18 protein-coding genes are annotated in these 19,977 nt (G+C 69.8%); 3 read left to right on the top strand and 15 right to left on the bottom strand.

Going from position 1 to position 19,977, the window contains the following annotated elements:
* Positions 1–57: 57 nt before the first annotated feature.
* The 10 genes from aroB to CP983_RS35735 all read right to left on the bottom strand — a co-directional run bounded on the left by aroB (position 58) and on the right by CP983_RS35735 (position 10,032).
* Positions 58–1,149, bottom strand: a complete 1,092-nt coding sequence (aroB, locus tag CP983_RS35780; RefSeq protein WP_150504187.1) for a 3-dehydroquinate synthase — start codon at positions 1,147–1,149, stop codon at positions 58–60.
* Positions 1,146–1,664, bottom strand: a complete 519-nt coding sequence (locus tag CP983_RS35775) for a shikimate kinase (RefSeq protein WP_107909371.1) — start codon at positions 1,662–1,664, stop codon at positions 1,146–1,148. Before CP983_RS35775 ends, aroB begins: the two co-directional genes overlap by 4 nt.
* The gene (gene aroC, locus CP983_RS35770) at positions 1,661–2,845 is read right to left on the bottom strand and encodes a chorismate synthase (RefSeq protein ID WP_107909370.1); all 1,185 of its coding nucleotides are present in this window, start codon (positions 2,843–2,845) and stop codon (positions 1,661–1,663) included. Before aroC ends, CP983_RS35775 begins: the two co-directional genes overlap by 4 nt.
* Positions 2,846–3,029: 184 nt before the next feature.
* On the bottom strand, positions 3,030–3,380 hold the full coding sequence (locus CP983_RS35765) for a hypothetical protein (RefSeq protein WP_150504185.1): 351 nt from the start codon (positions 3,378–3,380) through the stop codon (positions 3,030–3,032).
* Between the two features lie 51 nt (positions 3,381–3,431).
* A complete protein-coding gene (locus CP983_RS35760) occupies positions 3,432–4,271 on the bottom strand; it encodes a shikimate dehydrogenase (protein WP_150504183.1) in 840 nt (279 codons plus the stop codon).
* Entirely contained in the window at positions 4,252–5,934 is a 1,683-nt protein-coding gene (gene mltG, locus CP983_RS35755) for an endolytic transglycosylase MltG (RefSeq protein WP_150504181.1), read from the bottom strand. The genes CP983_RS35760 and mltG overlap by 20 nt, the downstream gene beginning before the upstream one ends.
* 124 nt (positions 5,935–6,058) lie before the next feature.
* Positions 6,059–6,523, bottom strand: coding sequence for a Holliday junction resolvase RuvX (gene ruvX, locus CP983_RS35750; protein ID WP_030952630.1), 465 nt, complete (start codon positions 6,521–6,523; stop codon positions 6,059–6,061).
* A 35-nt stretch (positions 6,524–6,558) separates the two neighbouring features.
* Positions 6,559–9,231 (bottom strand): alanine--tRNA ligase, encoded by a 2,673-nt coding sequence (alaS, locus tag CP983_RS35745; protein ID WP_125526149.1) that lies wholly within the window; start codon positions 9,229–9,231, stop codon positions 6,559–6,561.
* On the bottom strand, positions 9,231–9,578 hold the full coding sequence (locus tag CP983_RS35740) for a hypothetical protein (protein ID WP_030952626.1): 348 nt from the start codon (positions 9,576–9,578) through the stop codon (positions 9,231–9,233). Before CP983_RS35740 ends, alaS begins: the two co-directional genes overlap by 1 nt.
* Before the next feature lie 16 nt (positions 9,579–9,594).
* Positions 9,595–10,032, bottom strand: a complete 438-nt coding sequence (locus CP983_RS35735) for a DUF948 domain-containing protein (RefSeq protein ID WP_093745335.1) — start codon at positions 10,030–10,032, stop codon at positions 9,595–9,597.
* A 163-nt stretch (positions 10,033–10,195) separates the two neighbouring features.
* Between CP983_RS35735 and CP983_RS35730 the strand changes: the two genes are divergently transcribed.
* Positions 10,196–12,382, top strand: a complete 2,187-nt coding sequence (locus CP983_RS35730) for an ATP-binding protein (protein WP_167537808.1) — start codon at positions 10,196–10,198, stop codon at positions 12,380–12,382.
* A gap of 29 nt (positions 12,383–12,411) precedes the next feature.
* Here the strand turns inward: CP983_RS35730 and rpsD are convergent, their stop codons facing one another.
* The 5 genes from rpsD to CP983_RS35705 all read right to left on the bottom strand — a co-directional run bounded on the left by rpsD (position 12,412) and on the right by CP983_RS35705 (position 17,540).
* Positions 12,412–13,026: a 30S ribosomal protein S4 gene (gene rpsD / locus CP983_RS35725; RefSeq protein WP_015661793.1), complete on the bottom strand. Its 615-nt coding sequence runs from the start codon at positions 13,024–13,026 to the stop codon at positions 12,412–12,414.
* A gap of 281 nt (positions 13,027–13,307) precedes the next feature.
* Positions 13,308–14,660 (bottom strand): replication-associated recombination protein A, encoded by a 1,353-nt coding sequence (locus CP983_RS35720; RefSeq protein ID WP_150504179.1) that lies wholly within the window; start codon positions 14,658–14,660, stop codon positions 13,308–13,310.
* A gap of 56 nt (positions 14,661–14,716) precedes the next feature.
* Positions 14,717–15,373: a vitamin K epoxide reductase family protein gene (locus CP983_RS35715; RefSeq protein WP_107909364.1), complete on the bottom strand. Its 657-nt coding sequence runs from the start codon at positions 15,371–15,373 to the stop codon at positions 14,717–14,719.
* Positions 15,374–15,558: 185 nt separating this feature from the next.
* On the bottom strand, positions 15,559–16,821 hold the full coding sequence (gene hisS / locus CP983_RS35710) for a histidine--tRNA ligase (protein WP_107909363.1): 1,263 nt from the start codon (positions 16,819–16,821) through the stop codon (positions 15,559–15,561).
* 11 nt (positions 16,822–16,832) lie between these two features.
* Positions 16,833–17,540 carry an MBL fold metallo-hydrolase gene (locus tag CP983_RS35705; protein ID WP_125526152.1) on the bottom strand — a complete coding sequence of 236 codons (708 nt, stop codon included), beginning with the start codon at positions 17,538–17,540 and terminating at the stop codon, positions 16,833–16,835.
* A gap of 180 nt (positions 17,541–17,720) precedes the next feature.
* Here CP983_RS35705 and CP983_RS35700 point away from each other — a divergent pair, with 180 nt between their 5' ends.
* Positions 17,721–18,542, top strand: a complete 822-nt coding sequence (locus tag CP983_RS35700; RefSeq protein WP_107909361.1) for a peptidylprolyl isomerase — start codon at positions 17,721–17,723, stop codon at positions 18,540–18,542.
* A gap of 135 nt (positions 18,543–18,677) precedes the next feature.
* Positions 18,678–19,907 carry a DUF349 domain-containing protein gene (locus CP983_RS35695; RefSeq protein ID WP_150504177.1) on the top strand — a complete coding sequence of 410 codons (1,230 nt, stop codon included), beginning with the start codon at positions 18,678–18,680 and terminating at the stop codon, positions 19,905–19,907.
* Positions 19,908–19,977 lie beyond the last annotated feature (70 nt).

Genomic DNA, 19,977 nt, shown 5'->3' with positions numbered 1-19,977 from the left:
GCGGTCTGAAGTGCCCATCGCCACAGGCGAATCGGACGGAACGGTGATTCGGTGGACTTACTGGCCGACTTCGCCGTACGCGGCGAGCAGCACGGCCGGGTCCGGTCCCTCCAGGACGGTGGGCTTGGCCAGGCCGTCCAGGACGATGAAGCGCAGCAGGTCGCCGCGGGACTTCTTGTCGACCTTCATCGTCTGGAGCAGCTTGGGCCACTGGTCGTAGCGGTAGGTGAGCGGCAGGCCGACCGATTCGAGGATCGTGCGGTGCCGGTCCGCCGTCGCGTCGTCCAACCGCCCGGCGAGACGGCCCAGTTCGGCGGCGAAGTGCATGCCGACGGCCACCGCGGCGCCGTGCCGCCACTTGTAGCGCTCGTTCTTCTCGATCGCGTGGCCGAGCGTGTGGCCGTAGTTGAGGATCTCCCGCAGGCCCGACTCCTTCAGGTCCGACGAGACGACCTCGGCCTTGACCCGGATCGAGCGCTCGATCAGCTCCGCGGTGTGCGGGCCGGCCGGGGTGCGCGCGGCCTCGGGGTCGGCCTCGATCAGCTCCAGGATCGCCGGGTCGGCGATGAAACCGGCCTTGATGATCTCCGCGAGACCGGAGACGTAGTCGTTGACGGGCAGGGAGTCCAGCGCGGCCAGGTCGCACAGCACTCCGGCCGGTGGGTGGAAGGCGCCCACGAGGTTCTTGCCCTCGGCGGTGTTGATGCCGGTCTTGCCGCCGACTGCCGCGTCCACCATGGCCAGCACGGTGGTCGGGACCGCGATCCAGCGCACCCCGCGCAGCCAGGTCGCGGCCACGAACCCGGCGAGGTCGGTGGTCGCGCCGCCGCCGACGCCCACGATCACGTCGGAGCGGGTGAACCCGGACTGCCCGAGCGCCTTCCAGCAATACGCCGCGACCTCGGCGGTCTTGGCCTCCTCGGCGTTCGGCACCTGGATGGCGACCGCCTCGAAGCCCTGCTCGGCCAGATCGGCCCGCAGCGCCTCGCCGGTCTCGGCCAGCGCCTCCGGGTGGATCACGGCCACGCGCTTGGCCCGCGCCCCGACCAGCCCGCCCAGCTCACCCAGGAGCTGACGGCCCACCAGGACCTCGTACGGCTCGCTGCCCGCGGTACCGCCGACCTGGATCCGCGTCACTGCCTCAGTCATGCGTCCTTCAACTCCAGTGCGTCCAGGGCGGCTTGAGTCACCTCTTCGGGCGTACGGCCGTCGGTGGTCACGACCACCGTGGCCACCCCCTCGTACAGATGGCGGCGGGCCTCCATCAGCTCGCGCCACTGCTTGCGCGGATTGACCGCGAGCAGGGGGCGGGCGGCGTTCAGGCCGGTGCGCTTGACCGCCTCCTCGACGTCCATCGAGAGGTAGACGACCCGCTGCCCGAGCAGCAGCGCGCGCGTGTCCTCGTCCAGGATCGAGCCGCCGCCCAGCGCCAGAACGCCGTCGTGCCCGGTCAGCGCCCGCTGCACGGCCTGCTTCTCGATCGCGCGGAAGACCGGCTCGCCCTCGTCGACGAAGATCTCCGCGATGGTCCGGCCCTGCTCGGCCACGATGTCGTCGTCGGTGTCCCGGTAGCCCACGCCGAGGCGCTCGGCGAGCAGCTGTCCGACCGTGGACTTGCCCACGCCCATCGGCCCGATCAGCACCACCACAGGCGCTGCGCTCATCGGATCGCGAGGTTGTCGAGGTACGACACGACGTTGCGGCGGGTCTCGGTCACCGAGTCGCCGCCGAACTTCTCCGCGACCGCGTCCGCGAGGACGAGCGCCACCATGGCCTCGGCGACGATGCCGGCGGCCGGGACCGCGGAGACGTCGGAGCGCTGGTGGTGGGCCTGCGTGGCCTCACCGGTCGTGACGTCGACCGTCTGCAGGGCCCGCGGCACGGTCGCGATCGGCTTCATCGCGGCGCGCACCCGCAGCAGCTCGCCGGTGCTGAGGCCGCCCTCGGTGCCGCCGGCGCGGCCGGACACGCGCCGGATGCCCTCCGGCGTGTTCACGATCTCGTCGTGCGCCTTGGAACCCGGCACCCGGGCCAGCTCGAAGCCGTCGCCGAGTTCGACGCCCTTGATCGCCTGGATGCCCATGAGGGCGCCGGCGAGACGGGCGTCGAGCTTGCGGTCCCAGTGCACGTGCGAGCCGAGGCCCACGGGGACGCCGTAGGCGAGCACCTCGACCACACCGCCGAGGGTGTCGCCGTCCTTGTGGGCCTGGTCGACCTCCGCGACCATCGCCTTCGAGGTGTCCGCGTCGAGGCAGCGCAGCGGGTCGGCGTCCAGCTTCTCGACGTCGGCCGGCGTGGGGTACACACCCTGCGGGGCCTTCACGGAGCACAGCTCGACGACGTGGCTGACGATCTCGATGCCGGCCGTCTCCTTCAGGTACGACCGGGCGACGGCGCCGAGGGCGACACGGGCCGCGGTCTCACGCGCGGAGGCGCGCTCCAGGATCGGCCGGGCCTCGTCGAAGCCGTACTTCTGCATGCCCGCGAGGTCGGCGTGGCCGGGGCGCGGGCGGGTCAGCGGGGCGTTGCGGGCGAGGCCGGCGAGGATCTCCGGGTCGACCGGGTCGGCCGCCATGACCTGGTCCCACTTGGGCCACTCGGTGTTGCCCACCATGATCGCCACCGGGGAGCCGAGGGTGAGGCCGTGCCGGACGCCGCCGATGAAGGTGATCTCGTCGCGCTCGAACTTCATCCGCGCACCGCGTCCATAACCGAGCCGGCGCCGGGCCAGGTGGTCCGCCACCATCTCCGTGGTGATCGGCACGCCGGCGGGAAGACCCTCCAGCGTCGCCACGAGTGCGGGACCGTGGGACTCCCCCGCGGTCAGCCAGCGCAACCTGCTCAACGGTGCTCCTCAGTGCTCGCGCCCTGGTACTGCCCTGCGTACGCGTGTCCTCGCGTACGTCGACGGCGCGACCAGGTGCGCGGCCCCGGCCCGCCACCTTCGATCCTCCCACGTCCGGCACCGGTCCCCGGCCGCCGGTCCATCAGGCGGACGGAAAATGGACGGGTGCCGGACCGGGCGGCGATCAGGCCGGGGTGTTGCCCTGCGGCTGCTGCGGGGCGTACGCACCGAGGAAGTCGGCGCCGCTGGGCTGCGCCGGTTGCGGCTGTGCCTGCTGCTGCGGGGCGTACGGTCCCAGGTAGTCGGCGCCGCGGCTCTGCCGGTGCTGGGGCCCCGGCTGGGCCGTCGGCACGGCCTGCGCCTGACGTGCGGCGCGGCGCCGGTCGATCTTGCGCTTGATCTTGAAGACCCAGGATCCGACGACGAGCAGGATCACCAGGACGAGCACCGGAATCTGCACCCAGTCCGGCATGAATTGCAGGACGATCTCGAATATTTCGCTCTTGCCGGACGCCATCGGCACACCAGTGGACACTGCTTGTACTCCCCCTAGACCCTCTCCGCCCCCTGCGGAACTCAGCGGATCCTAGCGGCTCGCGAGAGCCCGCTCGCCCGCTTTTCGCATGGCCTCCAGGGGCGCCGGGACCCGGCCGGTCATCTGCTCGACCTGCAGCACCGCCTGGTGCACGAGCAGGTCGAGACCGCTGACGACGGCTCCGCCGAACATGGACCAGCGCGCCGCGAGGGAGGTGGGCCAGGGGTCGTAGAGCACGTCGAACAGGGTGGCGGGGCGCTCCGGTACGGCGGCGGCGAGGGCGTCCGTCGTACCGGCGGGGGTGGTCGCGATCACCAGCGGCGCGTGCAGCGCCCGCTCCGCCTCCGCCCAGTTGGCGGTGCGGACCTCGACGTCGAGCCGCTCGCCCCACTGCCGCATCTCGGCGGCGCGGGCCTCGCTGCGTACGTACGCCACGACCTCGCCGGTGCAGACGCGCGCGAGTGCGGCCAGCGCGGAGGAGGCCGTGGCGCCGGCGCCGAGGATCGCGGCCGAGTCGACCTGCTCGACGCCGTGTTCGCGCAGCGCGGCGACCATGCCGGGGATGTCGGTGTTGTCGCCGACGAGGCGGCCGTCCTCGGTACGCACGACGGTGTTGACGGCCTCCACCGAGGCCGCCGTCTCGCTGATCTCGTCGAGCAGCGGGATGACCGCCCGCTTGAGGGGCATGGTCAGGGACAGTCCCGCCCACTCCGGCCCGAGTTCCGCGACGAACGCGGGCAGCGCCGCCTCGTCGATCTCGAACCGGTCGTACGTCCAGTCCGTGAGCCCCAGTTCCTCGTAGGCGGCGCGGTGCAGCACCGGGGAGAGGGAGTGGGCGATGGGCTTGCCGAGAACGGCGGCCCGGCGGGCGTCAGTTGCCCGAGCTCTCATTGAACTTGTCCTTGAGCTTCTGGAAATCGGCGTGCGTCTTGGCGAATTCGGTCTTGCTGACGCCGTCGACCGCGACGAAGTAGTACCAGCCCTGATCGGTCGGATTCAGCGTCCCCTTGAGCGCACCGTCGCCGGGATTGCCGATCGGTCCGGGCGGAAGACCCTTCTGCGTATACGTGTTGTACGGGTCCTGATTGCTGTTGATCTCGTCTTCGCTGATATTGATGTTGCTCTCGCCCTTCAGGTAATTGAAGGTCGAGTCGAACTGCAGCAGTCCATAGGTCTCGGGGTTCGCGCGGTCGAGGCGGTTGTAGACCACTTCCGCCATCTTGCGGTAGTCGTCGTCGGTCTTGCCCTCGGCCTGGACGAGGCTGGCCACCGTGATGACCTGCAACGGGCTGTCCAGCTTGAGCGCCTTGGCCTTGGCCTCGAGGTCGAGCGACTTGTACTTGCTCGTGGCCCGGGACACCATGTCCTTCAGGACCGTCTCCGGCTTCATGCCCTTGGCGGCGGGATAGGTGCCCGGGTAGAGGAATCCTTCCAGCGGATCCTTGATCTCGCTGTTGTCGTTCGCCCAGCTCGGCAGTCCGAGGCTCTTGAAATCCTTCTCGGCGAATTTCTTCGTGGTGCCGGCCGACAGATCCAGCTGTTCGTCGATCGCCTTGTAGACGGTCACATTCCGCTCGCCCGGCTTTACCAGGACATTGTTCTGGCTCTTCGGGTCGAGCATCATCTCGACGGCGCTCTCGGCGGACATTTCCTTGTGCAGGAGATAGGCGCCGGCCTGGATCGATTTCCCGTCGGCGTTCTGCGACTGGGCTGCGACGAACGCGTCGACGCTCTTGACGACACCGGCCTGCTTGAGCCGCTGGCCGATCTCGTTGCCGAGGGCACCCTTGGGGATCTCCACGGTGACGGTCTCGCCCGTGCCGTCCCCGGCGAAGTCCGGCGCCGAGCCGAAACGATCCTGGTAAAACTGGTATCCGAAATATCCGACTCCGCCCACGCCGCCCGCGAAGACGAGGGACACCACCAGACAGGCGCATCCACTGCGCCGTTTCTTGGGTTTGCCGCCCCGGGACCGACGGTCACCGCGGCCGTCCCCCGAGTCGTCGTCGGAGTCGTCGTCATCGTCGCCGCCCGCGAAGAAGGCGTGTTCGCCCTGGTCGGGGCCGGGATCCCAGTCGGTCTGCGGCGGCTCGGGCTCGGCCTGCCGCCGGCTCGGCGGTTCGGGCGGCGGATAGGCGTCGGGAGTGCCGTAGTAGTCGGCGTGCTCACCGCCGTACGCCGCGGCCTGCTGCCCGTAGGGGTCCGGGTGGTTGGGGTACTGGGCGTGCTGATGGGTGCCGGTGGCCCAGCCGTTGTTGTCGTACGTCTGCTGCGGCTGCTGCTGATGCCCGGGGTACTGCTGCTGGTCGTACTGGTGCGGGTACTGCTGCGCCTGACCCTGCTGCTGGTACTGCTGCTGACCGTACGCGTCCTGCTGGCCGTGGCCCCACTCGTCGTAGTGCTGCTGCTGCGGCTGCTGCGGATAGTGCTGCTGGCCGCCGTAGGCAGCCTGCTGGCCCGTGTGGGCCTGCTGGCCTTCCCATCCGCCGTCCCCGTACAACGGGTCCTCCGGATGCCACGGTTCGGAGCCTTGGCCCCGGCCATACTCAGTCATCGATCCCCTAGAGCCGCGAGGCGGCGGTCGCCCGGCTGCTGCAGATCCGGCTTCCGTCCCGCCTCTCTTTGTGCGCCAGCTGTTCGAACACCGGCGCATCGCGCGGAACGTTACCGTATCGCGATCAGATAACCACTTCGACGCTCTCGCCCGGAGCTTTACCTGACACCCGTTCGGATTCGAGCGCCTGCTGCAAGATGATCACAGCGGCTGCCTGGTCGATCACGGCCCGGCCCTTCTTCGACTTCACGCCCGAGGCGCGCAGTCCCTGACTGGCCGTCACGGTCGTCATCCGCTCGTCCACGAGCCTGACCGGTACGGGCGCGATCATGCGTGCCAATTCCTGCGCGAAGCCCCGGACCTTTACCGCGGCCGGGCCCTCGCCGCCCTTCAGGGAGCGGGGCAGGCCGACGACGACCTCAAGCGGCTCGTACTCCTCGACGAGCTGCTTCAGGCGGCGGTGAGCTGCGGGAACGTCCCGGCCCGGGACCGTCTCCACCGGGGTGGCGAGGATCCCGTCGGGGTCGCACGAGGCGACGCCGATACGGGCGTCGCCCACGTCGATCGCGAGACGACGGCCGCGGCGCATGCCCCGGCCGTCGCCGCTCGCGTGTGTGTCTTCGCTCACTTGGCCGTTTCCGTCACGAGCCGCTCGACGGCGTCGACGGCGTCACCGATGGCGGCCGGGTTCTGGCCGCCGCCCTGGGCGACGTCCGGCTTGCCGCCACCGCCGCCGCCGAGGGTCTTGGCGGCGGTGCGGACCAGGTCACCGGCCTTGAGGCCGCGGTCACGGGCGGCGTCGTTGGTGGCGATGACCGTCAGCGGCTTGCCGTTGTTGACGGTGAACAGGGCGACCACGGCGGCACGTCCGCCCTGGATACGGCCGCGCACGTCGAGGACCAGCTTGCGCAGGTCGTCCGGCGTGGTGCCGTCCGGGACCTGACCGGTGACGACGGCGATGCCGCGTACGTCCTTGGCAGACCCGGCGAGACCGGCTGCGGCCTGGAGCACCTTCTCGGCGCGGAACTTCTCGATCTCCTTCTCGGCGTCCTTCAGCTTGCCGAGCATGGCGGAGACCTTCTCCGGGAGCTCCTCCGGGCGGCCCTTGATCAGCTCCTGGAGCTGGGCGACGACCGTGTGCTCACGGGCGAGGAAGTTGTAGGCGTCCACGCCGACCAGGGCCTCGATACGGCGCACACCCGAGCCGATGGACGACTCGCCCAGCAGCTTGACCAGGCCGAGCTGGGCGGTGTTGTGCACGTGCGTGCCGCCGCAGAGCTCCTTGGAGAAGTCGCCGATGGTCACGACGCGCACGCGCTCGCCGTACTTCTCGCCGAACTCGGCGATGGCGCCCTGCTTCTTGGCCTCGTCGATGCCCATGACCTCGGCGTGCACGTCGAGGTCGCGGGCGAGCACCTCGTTGATCTTCTGCTCGACGTCGGTCATCACGGCCGTCGGGACGGCGGAGGGCGAACCGAAGTCGAAGCGGAAGCGGCCGGGCTGGTTCTCGGAACCGGCCTGGGCGGCCGTCGGGCCGAGGGCGTCGCGCAGGGCCTGGTGGGTGAGGTGGGTGGCCGAGTGGGCGCGGGCGATGGCCGTACGGCGACGCGAGTCGATCGAGGCGTGGGCCTTGGCGCCGACGGTGACCTCGCCGACCTGGACGACGCCCTTGTGGACGTAGACGCCCGGGACCGGCTTCTGGCAGTCGCGGATCTCGATCACGGCACCGGTGTCGACCTTGATGCGGCCGGTGTCGCCGATCTGGCCGCCGCCCTCGGCGTAGAACGGGGTGCGGTCGAGGACGATCTCGACCTCGTCGCCCTCGGTGGCGGCCGGCGAGGAGGCGCCGTCGACGAGGATGCCGACGACGGTGGACTCGCCCTCGGTGTCGCCGTAGCCGATGAAGTCGGTCTCGCCGACCTTGTCGGCGATCTCCCGGTAGGCGCCGGCGCCGGCGTGGCCGGTCTTCTTGGCCTGGGCGTCGGCCTTGGCGCGCTCCCGCTGCTCCTTCATCAGGCGCCGGAAGCCGTCCTCGTCCACGGAGAGGCCCTGCTCGGAGGCCATCTCCAGGGTGAGGTCGATCGGGAAGCCCCAGGTGTCGTGGAGCAGGAAGGCCTTGTCGCCGGCCAGCACGGTGGAGCCCGCGGCCTTGGTGTCGGAGACGGCCGTGTCGAGGATGTTGGTGCCGGCCTTCAGCGTCTTGAGGAAGGCGTTCTCCTCGGCGAGGGCGACCTTCTCGATGCGCTCGCGGTCGGTGATGAGCTCGGGGTACTGCTGGCCCATCATGCCGATGACGACGTCGATGAGGTCCTTGACGACCGGGCCGGTGGCGCCGAGCAGGCGCATGTTACGGATGGCGCGGCGCATGATGCGGCGCAGGACGTAGCCGCGGCCCTCGTTGCCGGGGGTGACGCCGTCGCCGATGAGCATCACGGACGTACGCATGTGGTCGGTGACCACGCGCAGGGAGACGTCCGAGCCGTGGGCGTCGCCGTAGGCGACACCGGTCAGCTCGGTGGCCTTGTCGATGACGGCCATGGAGGTGTCGATCTCGTACATGTTCTGCACGCCCTGCAGAATCATGGCGAGTCGTTCGAGACCGAGGCCCGTGTCGATGTTCTTGCTGGGGAGCTCGCCGAGGATCTCGAAGTTGTCCTTGCCGATGCCCTCGCCGCGCTCGTACTGCATGAAGACGAGGTTCCAGATCTCCACGTACCGCTCGTCGTTGACGGCGGGGCCGCCCTCGACGCCGAACTCGGGGCCGCGGTCGTAGTTGATCTCGGAACAGGGGCCGCAGGGTCCGGGGACGCCCATGGACCAGTAGTTGTCCTTCATGCCGAGGCGCTGGATGCGCTCCTTCGGCACGCCGACGACGTCGTGCCAGATGCGCTCGGCCTCGTCGTCGTCCTTGTAGACGGTGATCCAGAGCTTCTCCGGCTCCAGGCCGTAACCACCCTTGTCCTGGGGGCTGGTGAGCAGCTCCCAGGCGTACTTGATGGCGCCTTCCTTGAAGTAGTCGCCGAAGGAGAAGTTGCCGCACATCTGGAAGAAGGTGCCGTGCCGGGTGGTCTTGCCGACCTCTTCGATGTCCGGCGTGCGCACGCACTTCTGCACGCTGGTGGCACGGTCGAACGGCGGCTTGACCTCACCCAGGAAGTAGGGCTTGAAGGGCACCATGCCGGCGGGGACGAGGAGCAGAGTCGGGTCGTCCGCGATGAGCGACGCCGAAGGGACGACGGTGTGCCCGCGCTCCTCGAAGAAGCTCAGCCAGCGGCGGCGAATCTCGGCCGACTCCATCAGTGGTCCTCATTCCGGTTGTACGAGTACGTCTGGTTGTCGACGTACTTCGGGTTGCTGCGGTTGTTCTCGATGGCGGTGTACCGCCTGGGCGCGGGGAGTTCGGGGTTGTCCTGGATCCCGAGCGCGTCCTCCAGCTCGGCCTCCCGCTGGGCCATGTTGTCGCGGACGTCGAGCGCGAATCCCACCGCGCGGTCCTTCAGGCGCTGACCGGTCTCCAGGGCCTTGTTCGCCGCGGTCGCGGCGAGGCTCTCCGGGGTCAGCTGCTTGAGCTTGCGGTTGACCTTGGTGGTGGCCCAGACACCGGCGGCGACACCCGTGCTGAACCAGAACGTACGGCGGAACATCGCTCGGTCTCAGTCCTTACTTCCGCTTGCGGCGTGCGGTGGGGACCGTCCGGCCCACGATCACGGTACGCCGGGGCGACTTGGCGGGCACGTCCTCCTGCTTGCGGCCGCCGAGGGCCCGGCGCACGCCGTAGCCGAAGGCCGCGACCTTGACCAGGGGGCCGCCGAAGGTGGAGGCCACGGTGGTCGACAGGGCGGAGGCGTTCGACGTGACCTCCTGGACGTCCGAGGCGATCGCGTCGACCCGGTCGATCTGGGTCTGCGCCGAGCGCACCGCCGAGGAGGCGTCTGCCAGGAGCGGGACTGCCTGGTCGGTCACGTCCGCGACGAGTTTGGTGGTCGCCTTGAGCGTCTGGGCCAGCCTCGCCAGGGCGACGGCGAGGAAGGAGACCAGAATCGCCCAGAAGACGGCCACCAGGATCCCGGCAACCTCTCCACCGGACACTGTGTGCACCCGCTCCCTGAAACGTGCCTCTACATCGGTCTACATCGAAAAAGTCGTGCACCGAGCCTATCGCGCCGGGGGCGCCGATCCGCACCGGATTACCGCCCGCGCGGGGCCGGGTCGCGAGAAGCGATTGTACGGACCGAACACGCTTCAGTACGCTCCGTATTCCATGCGGGATCAACAGCGCCCCCACTCCCCCGAATCCGGCGATCTGCCTCTGGAACTCAGCACGTTCGTGGGCCGTGCGGCCGAACTGACCGAGCTGGCCGAGGCCCTCGGCGCCGCTCGGCTGGTGACGGTGACCGGTGCCTGCGGCGTCGGCAAGTCACGGCTGGCGGCGCGCGCGGCCTCGGGTTGCGCGCCCGGCGACGGCGTGCGGCACGTGGAGCTGGAGCCGGTGCGGGATCCGGAGTTCCTCGACTACGCGGTCGTGGAGGCCCTGGGCCTGACGGACCACACGACCCGGCTGCCGCGCGAGACGCTGCTGGACCGTCTGGGCGGTCGTGAACTGCTGCTGGTCCTGGACGGATTTGAGCACCTGCTGGACGCCTGCGCCGAGCTGGTGACGGATCTGCTGCGCCGGGTGCCGGGTCTGCGGGTGCTCGCGGTGGGTCGCAGGCCGCTGGGCGTCGCGGGCGAGCAGCTGCTTCCGCTGGCGCCGCTGGGCGAGGACGAGGCCGTGCGGCTGTTCGTGGAGCGGGCGGCACAGCACGGGCTGGCCGTACGGGACGACGCAGACGTACGGGAGCTGTGCCGTCGTCTTGACGGGATCCCGCTCGCGATCGAGCTGGCCGCGGGGCGGCTGCCGATGCTGTCGCCGGGGCAGCTGCTCGAGCGGCTGGACGACCGGTTCCGGCTGCTGGCCGACGGCGGGCCGGACGCTGCCGCGCACTCCCGCCCGATCCCGGGTGGGCCTCCGTCCCGCCATCGGACGCTGCGCACGGCGGTCGGCTGGAGCCATGAACTGTGCACGCCCGAGGAGCGGTTGCTGTGGGCGCGGCTGTCGGTGTTCGCGGGCCGGTTCGACCTGGAGGCGGTCGAGTACGTGTGCGGCGGCCAGGGTCTGCACTCCGACGACGTGTTCGACGTGCTGTCGCAGCTGCTCGCGCAGTCCGTGGTCGCGCGCGAGGAGAGCGGGTCCGGTGTGCGCTACCGCATGCTGGACACGATCCGGGCCTACGGCGCCGACTGGCTGGAGGCCACCGGGGACGCGGCCCGGCTGCGGCGCCGGCACCGCGACTGGTACCTGGGCCTGACGACCTGGTGCGAGCTGGAGTGGTTCTCGCCTCGGCAGGACGAGGTGGCCGCCCGTGTCGAGGCGGAGCTGCCGAATCTGCGCTGTGCCCTGGAGTACTGCCTGAGCGAGCCGGACGAGGCGCATCTGGGGCACTACCTCGCGGGCTCCCTGTGGTTCTACTGGGTCGGCTGCGGCCGGCTCTCGGAGGGGCGGCACTGGCTGGAGCAGGCGGTGGCGCTGGACAGCGGTCATGAGCGGTCCCGGCTGAAGGCCCTGTGGGTGCTCGGCTATGTGGCGATCCTCCAGGGCGACTCGGTGCCCGCCCTCGGGACGCTGCTGGAGTGCCGGGAGGAGGCGGAACGTGCCGCCGACCCCACGGCGGTGGCGTACGCCGAGCACCGCACGGGCTGTCTGGCGCTGCTGTCGGACGACATGGAGCGTGCGGAGACGCTGCTGAGCTCGGCGCTGGCCCGCTATCAGGAGATCGGCGAGCTCAACAGCAATGTGCTGATGGGCCAGATCGAGCTGGCGATGGCGCGGGCGTTCCGGGGCGATCTGCCGGAGGCGGTGCGGTTGTGCGAGGACGTCCGGCAGGTGTGCGAGGACCACGGCGAGCGCTGGGCGCGCTCCTACGCGCTGTACGTCCTGGCGTACGCGGCCTGGGCCGACGGCGATCTGTCCGGCGCCCGCAGCCTGCTGACCGAGTGCCTCGGCAACGCCCATTCCTTCCGTGACCTGCTCGGCTCGGTGCTGGCCGTGGAGCTGCTGGCCCTGGTCACGGGGGCGGAGGGCGACTCGGCGGAGGCCGCGGTGCTCCAGGGCGCGGCGGCCAGGATGTGGCCGTCGGTCGGGCTGCCGCTGTTCGGCTCGGCCAGTTTCAACGCGCCGCACGAGCTGTGCGAGACGGCGGCGCGGGAACGTCTCGGGGACGAGCGGTACGAGGAGTGCGTACGGCAGGGCGCGGCGCTCGGCCGTGAGGAGGCGGTGCGCCGGGCGCTCGGACGGCGACAGGCGGCGCTGCCGGCGCCCCGGGGATCGGCCCGGCCGGCCAGAACGGCCCCGGACATGCGGAAGCCCGCCGCCTCCCCCACCCGCAAGGGCGGGGAGACGACGGGCTGAGGCGCAGGTGTCCTACGACCGCTGAAGGATCAACGGGCGTAGTACTCGACGACGAGCTGCTCGTCGCAGATCACCGGGATCTCCTTGCGGTTCGGCTCACGGTCCAGGCGGAACGCCAGGGCCTTGAGGTTCACCTGGAGGTAGCGCGGGGTCTCGCCCTCGGGGGCGAAGCCGCCCTCACGGGCGATCGAGAAGAGGGTCTTCTCGCGGCTGCGCTCGCGGACCATCACGACGTCGTCGGGACGGACGCGGAACGACGGCTTGTCGACCTTCTGGCCGTTGACCTCGATGTGGCCGTGAACGACCATCTGACGGGCCTGGTAGATGGTGCGGGCGATGCCCGAACGCAGGACCAGGGCGTCGAGACGACGCTCGAGCTCGATGATCAGGGCCTCACCGGTCTTGCCCTGAACCTTGGAGGCACGCTCGTAGGCGCGGACGAGCTGACGCTCGGACACGTCGTACTGCGCACGCAGACGCTGCTTCTCGAGCAGACGGACCTTGTAGTCCGAGTTCTGCTTGCGGCCACGGCCGTGCTCACCCGGCGGGTAGGGACGGGCCTCGAAGTACTTGACGGCCTTCGGGGTCAGCGCGATGCCGAGGGCACGCGACTTCTTGACCTTGGGGCGGGACTGGTTCGCCACAATCTCTCATTTCTCAGTGTTCGGCTTGTCAGGGTGTTGACGGAGGTCGCATCCGCAGCCGGGGAAACCCTCCTCGTCCTGGTGGACGGGGTGGGCAGCCGCTCCCCTGGTCTGGGCACATACGTGCAGCACGCGAGTGGCCCACCTACCGTGAAGGTGGTGGGCTGCCCGCGACACCATTCGAACGGTGCGCGACGCTCCTGGAACCCACTGGGGGTTCCGGCTGACCGTCCCGTTCTGACTGCACGGGACACAGCACTTCGGGCGATTCTACAGGGCGCTCAGGACCGCTTGCGACCGAGGTGCTGCCTGGTCCACTCGACCGCGTCCGCGTAACGCGCCTCGGCGCCGTGCCTGGTCGGCGTGTAGTACTCGCTGTCCTTGAGGGCGTCCGGGGCGTACTGCTGCTCGGCGATGCCCTCGGGCAGGTCGTGCGGATACACGTACCCCTGGGCGTGCCCCAGCTTGGCGGCGCCCTTGTAGTGCCCGTCGCGCAGGTGCGGGGGCACCGGGCCCGCCTTTCCCTTGCGTACGTCGTCCATCGCGGCGCCGATCGCCGTCGTCGCGGAGTTGGACTTGGGGGCCAGGGCGAGGGCGATGGTGGCGTGGCTGAGGGTGAGGGCGGCCTCGGGGAAGCCGATCATGGCGACGGCCTGGGCCGCGGCGACCGCGATCGGCAGGGCGTTCGGGTCGGCGAGGCCGATGTCCTCGCTGGCGGAGATCATCAGGCGGCGGGCGATGAAGCGGGGGTCCTCGCCGGCCTCGATCATCCGGGCCAGGTAGTGCAGGGCGGCGTCGACGTCGGAGCCGCGGATGGACTTGATGAGGGCGCTGGCCACGTCGTAGTGCTGGTCGCCGTCGCGGTCGTACTTCACGGCGGCGCGGTCGACGGTCTGCTCCAGCGTCTGGAGGCTGATCTCGCTCTCGTCCTGGTCCAGGGCCGCTCCCGCGGCGGCCTCCAGGGCCGTCAGGGCGCGGCGGGCGTCGCCGCCGGCGATCCGCAGCAGGTGCTCCTCGGTGGCCTCGGGGAGGCCGACGGAGTCCTTCAGGCCGCGCTCGTCGCTCAGTGCCCTGCGCAGCAGGCCCCTGACGTCGTCGTCGGTGAGGGGTTCGAGGGTGAGCAGGAGGGAGCGGGACAGCAGGGGGGAGATGACCGAGAAGTACGGGTTCTCGGTGGTCGCCGCGATCAGGGTCACCCAGCGGTTCTCGACGGCCGGGAGGAGGGAGTCCTGCTGGGCCTTGCTGAAGCGGTGGATCTCGTCGAGGAAGAGGACGGTCTCCTTGCCGTAGCCGCCGGTGGCGCGGCGGGCGCCTTCGATGACCGCGCGGACCTCCTTGACGCCTGCGGTGATCGCGGAGAGCTCGACGAAGCGCTTGTTGGTGGCTTTGGAGACGACGTAGGCCAGGGTGGTCTTGCCGGTGCCGGGCGGGCCCCAGAGGATCACCGAGGACGGTCCGGCGGGGCCGCCGGACTCGCCCACGAGCCGGCGCAGCGGCGAGCCCGGTTTCAGCAGGTGCTGCTGGCCCACCACCTCGTCCAGGGTGCGCGGGCGCATGCGCACGGCCAGGGGACTGCCGGCTGGGTCCTTCTCCTGGCGTTCTTCGGCGGCGGCGGTGAACAGGTCGGGCTCCACGTTGGAAACCCTAAATCACCGCACTGACAATCCCGCCCGGCCCCCGGGGAGCGGGCTCAGCTGGTCCAGAAGTCCCACCAGCGGGTCAGGATCAGCATGCCGATGATGCCGATGTGCAGCACGGGCATGACCCAGGTGAACTCGCCGAAGAAGCTCTTGAGCCAGTTCGGCGCGGGCAGGAAGCCGTTGCGGACGTTGAACGAGGTCACGTACCAGAACATGATGATCGTCGCGACCCAGGCCAGCGAGCACCACAGGCACAGCGCGTTGATGTTGTACAGCGACTGGTACATGAGCCAGGCGCAGAACACGACGCCGAAGAGGGTGCCTGCGTTGAAAGTGAGCCAGTACCAGCGCGGGAAGCGGGCGCGGCCGAGCAGGCTCATGCCGACGCAGATGACGATGCCGTAGGCGACGAGGCCGAGCATCGGGTTGGGGAACCCGAAGGCGGCGGCCTGCTTGCTCTCCATGACGCTGCCGCAGGAGACGACGGGGTTCAGGCTGCACCCGGGGGTGAAGGTCTTGCCCTCGACCTTGGCCTCGAGCAGCTTGAACTTGTCGATCGTGATGACCCACGCGGCAAGCAGTCCCGCCGCGCCGGTGATCACCAGCATCAGGGCGAGGGCACGGCTGCCGCCCACCGACCGCGGTGCCGCCTCCGCAGGCTCCGACTCGGGCTCGGTGGAGACGTCTTTGACTGTCGTCTTGCTCATCACGCCGATTCCGTCACTTGAGACTTGGAGTTTCTCCGGACACGGCACATTGTGCCGTACACGCAGGCGTGCCCACCGTTCGCTGCGTATAAGGAAATACGCGCAATCCGGTAAAGGCGCTCAGTTCAAGACACGGACGGAGCTCACGGGGCGGGGACCGTCCGGTCCCCGCCCCGTGAGCGGAATCAGCCCAATCGGGCTTCCAGCTCGGCCACGATCTCGTTGACGCCGATCGCCGACTGCTCGCCGGACTCCATGTCCTTGAGCTGGACGACGCCTTCGGCGAGGTCGCGTTCGCCGGCCACGATCGTGTAGCGGGCGCCGCTGCGGTTGGCGTTCTTCATAGCGCCCTTGAGGCCCTTGGCGCCGTAGGAGAAGTCGGCCGCGATGCCGACCTTGCGCAGCTCGGTGACCTTGGCGAACAGGACCCGGCGGGCCTCCTCGCCGAGCGGCACCGCGAACACGCTGGTGGAAGAGGGGAGTTCGAGCTCCACGCCCTCCGCCTCCAGCGCCAGGACCGTGCGGTCGACGCCGAGGGCCCAGCCGACGGACGGCAGCGCGGGGCCGCCGATCATCTCGGACAGCCCGTCGTAGCGGCCGCCGCCGCCCACCGCGGACTGGGAGCCCAGACCGTCGTGGACGAACTCGAAGGTCGTGCGCGTGTAGTAGTCCAGGCCGCGCACCAGCTTCGGGTCGTCCTCGTAGGAGACGCCCGCCGCGGTGATCAGCTCGCGGACCTCCTCGTGGTACGCCTTGCAGGCGTCGCACAGGTAGTCACGCAGGAGCGGGGCGCCGGTGAGCTGCTGCTGCACCGACTCGCGCTTGTCGTCGAGGACGCGCAGCGGGTTGATGTCGATGCGGCGCCGGGTGTCCTCGTCCAGGTCGAGGCCGCGCAGGAAGTCCTGGAGGGCCGCGCGGTACACCGGGCGGCACTCCTTGTCGCCCAGGCTGTTCAGCAGGATCCGGAAGTCGCTGAGGCCGAGCGAGCGGTAGGCCTGGTCGGCCAGGATGATCAGCTCGGCGTCAAGCGCCGGGTCCTCGGCGCCGATCGCCTCTGCGCCGACCTGGGAGAAGTGCCTGTAGCGGCCCTTCTGAGGGCGCTCGTAGCGGTAGTAGGAGCCGGAGTACCAGAGCTTGACCGGGAGGTTGCCGGCCTTGTGCAGGTTGGCCTCCAGCGCCGCGCGCAGGACCGACGCCGTGCCCTCGGGGCGCAGGGCGAGCCTGTCGCCGCCCTTGGTCTCGAAGGCGTACATCTCCTTGGTCACGATGTCGGTGGACTCGCCGACGCCGCGGGCGAACAGCTCGACGCTCTCGAAGCCGGGCGTCTCGATGTAGCCGTAGCCGGAGTTGCGCAGGGGCGCGGCGATCGCCTCACGAACCGCCAGGTACTTGGCGCTCTCCGGCGGGATCAGGTCGTACGTGCCCTTGGGGGCCTTGAAGGTGCTCACGGAAGGTCTCGTCACATTCCTCGTCGGGGAGCTTCCTGGGCTCCCGGGCCGGCGGCCACCTGCCGCAGATACGGGTTGGTGGCGCGCTCCTGGCCGATGGTCGTCTGGGGGCCGTGGCCGGACAGCACCACGGTCGAGTCGTCGAGCGGCAGGCACACGCGTGCCAGCGAGTCGAGGATCTCGGCCATGTCACCGCCGGGCAGGTCGGTGCGTCCGATGGAGCCGGCGAACAGCAGGTCGCCCGAGAACAGGATCGGCGGGATGTCCGCCGTCTCGGGCATGCCGAAGGTCACCGACCCCTTGGTATGGCCCGGCGCGTGGGCGACCGTGAGCTCCAGGCCGGCCAGCTCCAGCTTCGCGCCGTCGGTCAGCTCCTTGACGTCGTCCGGCTCCCCGATGGTCAGTTCGCCCATGAGCTGCATGCCGATGGAGCGGCCGAGCGCCTTCTCGGGGTCGCTCATCATGTACCGGTCGTCGGGGTGGATCCAGGCCGGCACGTCGTGCGCGCCGCACACGGGTACGACCGAGGCGACGTGGTCGAGGTGGCCGTGGGTGAGGACGACGGCGACGGGCTTGAGCCGATGCTTCTTCAGTGCTTCCTCGACTCCGGGGGCCGCTTCGTGGCCCGGGTCGATGATCACGCACTCCTCACCGGCGGCGGGGGCGACGAGATAACAGTTCGTCCCCCAGGCCCCGGCGGGGAACCCGGCAATGAGCACGATCGTCCTTCGTTTGTGTCGACACGTGTGGTTTGTCGGCGGACTCCGCCTGACGTCAGAGCCTACCGGCGCTGCCGATTCCTCAGCGAACCCATATACGGTACGGGGCACACGCAGGCGGTCGGCTCAATGAACACACGCGTACCGGTCGACACTTACGACGCATGAGGAGAGAACCCCGTGGTCAGCCAGGAACAGCGGCGGCGTCAGCTCGCCCGGGAGAAGTTCTTGCGGCAGCAGCAGCGGCGTACGTCCGCCCGACGCAAGGCGCGCATGCGCAACTCGGTGATCGCGTCGGTGCTCGGAGTGGTCGTCATCGGCAGCCTCGCGCTGTACACGACGGGCGTCCTCAAGGGGGACGACAGCAAGGAGAACGCGGGCGCCGAGGTCACGCCGAGCGCGAGCCCGACCAGCAAGGCCCCGGACCCGTGCGACAAGCCCGCCGAGGGCAAGGTCAGGACGGCGACCTGGAAGAAGGAGCCGGAGCTGACCGTCGACAAGTCGGCGAAGTACACGATGAAGCTCGCGACGACCTGCGGTGACATAGACATCGACCTGAAGGCGTCGGCGGCGCCGCACACGGTGAACTCGTTCGAGTTCCTGGCCGGCAAGCGCTACTTCGACCACTCCAAGTGCCACCGGCTCACCACCAACGGCATCTACGTGCTCCAGTGCGGCGACCCGACGGGCGTCGGCACGGGCGGTCCCGGCTACACCATTCCGGACGAGAACCTGAAGGACAAGAGCCTCAAGGACAACATCTATCCGGCGGGCACGGTGGCCATGGCGAACACCGGCCAGAAGCACACCGGCGGCAGCCAGTTCTTCCTCGTGTTCCAGGACAGTCAGCTTCCGCCCAGCTACACACCGTTCGGCACCGTTTCCGAATCCGGCATGAAGGTACTCAAGAAGATTGCCGACGCGGGTGAGAGCACCGGCCAGGGCGACGGCGCACCGAACGCGACGGTCGTGATCAACAAGGCGACGGTCACGAAATCCTGACCGCCAAGTGCGAAATTTCGGTCGCGCGGGATGCGGACAGGCAACCCGCCGGTCGCCTATGTTGGCCGTGACGAAACTGTGGACGATGCCCGGGGGAACAGAAGCCCCTCGCAGGCATCATGTGGAGGAGGCGCTGTGAGCAGCGACCCGTGGGGCCGCGTCGACGAGACGGGGACCGTGTACGTGCGTACGGCCGACGGCGAGCAGGTTGTCGGCTCTTGGCAGGCAGGCACTCCTGAAGAGGCGCTGGCCTATTTCGAGCGCAAGTACGAGGGCCTGGTTGTCGAGATCGGCCTCCTCGAGAAGCGAGTGAAGACCACCGACCTGTCGGCGAAGGACGCCCAGACCGCGATCGACCACATCCGTGAGCAGGTCGACGCCCATCACGTGGTCGGTGACCTGGCCGCCCTGCGGACCCGCCTGGACAAGCTGGTCGAGACGGTCGACAAGCGGCGCGAGGAGCGCAAGCAGCAGCGGGCCAAGCAGTCCGACGAGGCGCGTCACTCCAAGGAGGCGCTGGTCGTCGAGGCCGAGGAGCTGGCGCAATCCGACCAGTGGCGGGCCGCCGGTGAGCGCCTGCGGGCCCTGGTGGACACCTGGAAGGGACTGCCGCGGCTGGACCGCAAGTCCGACGACGAGCTGTGGCATCGCTTCTCGCACGCCCGCTCGGCGTTCTCCAAGCGTCGCAAGGCGCACTTCGCGCAGCTGGACGCGCAGCGCGAGGAGGCCCGCAAGACCAAGGAGCGGCTGGTCTCCGAGGCCGAGGCGCTGTCCGGTTCGACGGACTGGGGCCCGACGGCCGCGCGCTACCGCGATCTGATGTCGGAGTGGAAGGCCGCGGGCCGCGCCCAGCGCGAACACGAGGACGACCTGTGGAACCGCTTCCGCGGTGCCCAGGACATCTTCTTCGCGGCCCGCAGCTCGGTCTTCGCGGAGCGCGACGCCGAGCAGTCCGAGAACCTGAAGCTGAAGGAGGAGCTGGCCGGCGAGGCCGAGAAGCTCCTGCCGATCGGTGACCTGAAGGGCGCGCGTGCCGCCTTCCGCTCGATCAACGAGCGCTGGGAGGCCATCGGCCACGTGCCGCGGGACGCCCGGCCGAAGGTCGAGGGCCGGATGCACGCCGTCGAGCGGGCCCTCCAGGATGCCGAGGAGTCCGAGTGGCGCCGGACCAACCCGGAGGCACGCGCGCGTGCCGAGGGGCTGACCGGCCAGCTCCAGGCCGCCGTGGACAAGCTGAGGGGCCAGATCGACCAGGCCCGCGCCCAGGGCAACAACGCGAAGGCCGACAAGCTGGAGCGCGAGCTGGAGGGCCGCCAGGCCCTGCTGGACCAGGCCCTGAAGGGCCTCCAGGAGTTCGGCGGCTGACCGCAGCCGACACCGGTACGACGAGAAGGGCCCCGTACGTCACGTACGGGGCCCTTTTCGCGTCTGGTCC

It is taken from the genome of Streptomyces chartreusis (assembly GCF_008704715.1).
Classification (GTDB): Bacteria; Actinomycetota; Actinomycetes; order Streptomycetales; family Streptomycetaceae; genus Streptomyces; species Streptomyces chartreusis.
The sequence above is the reverse complement of the archived record's forward strand: the minus strand, read 5'-3'. Positions and strand labels throughout refer to the sequence as shown.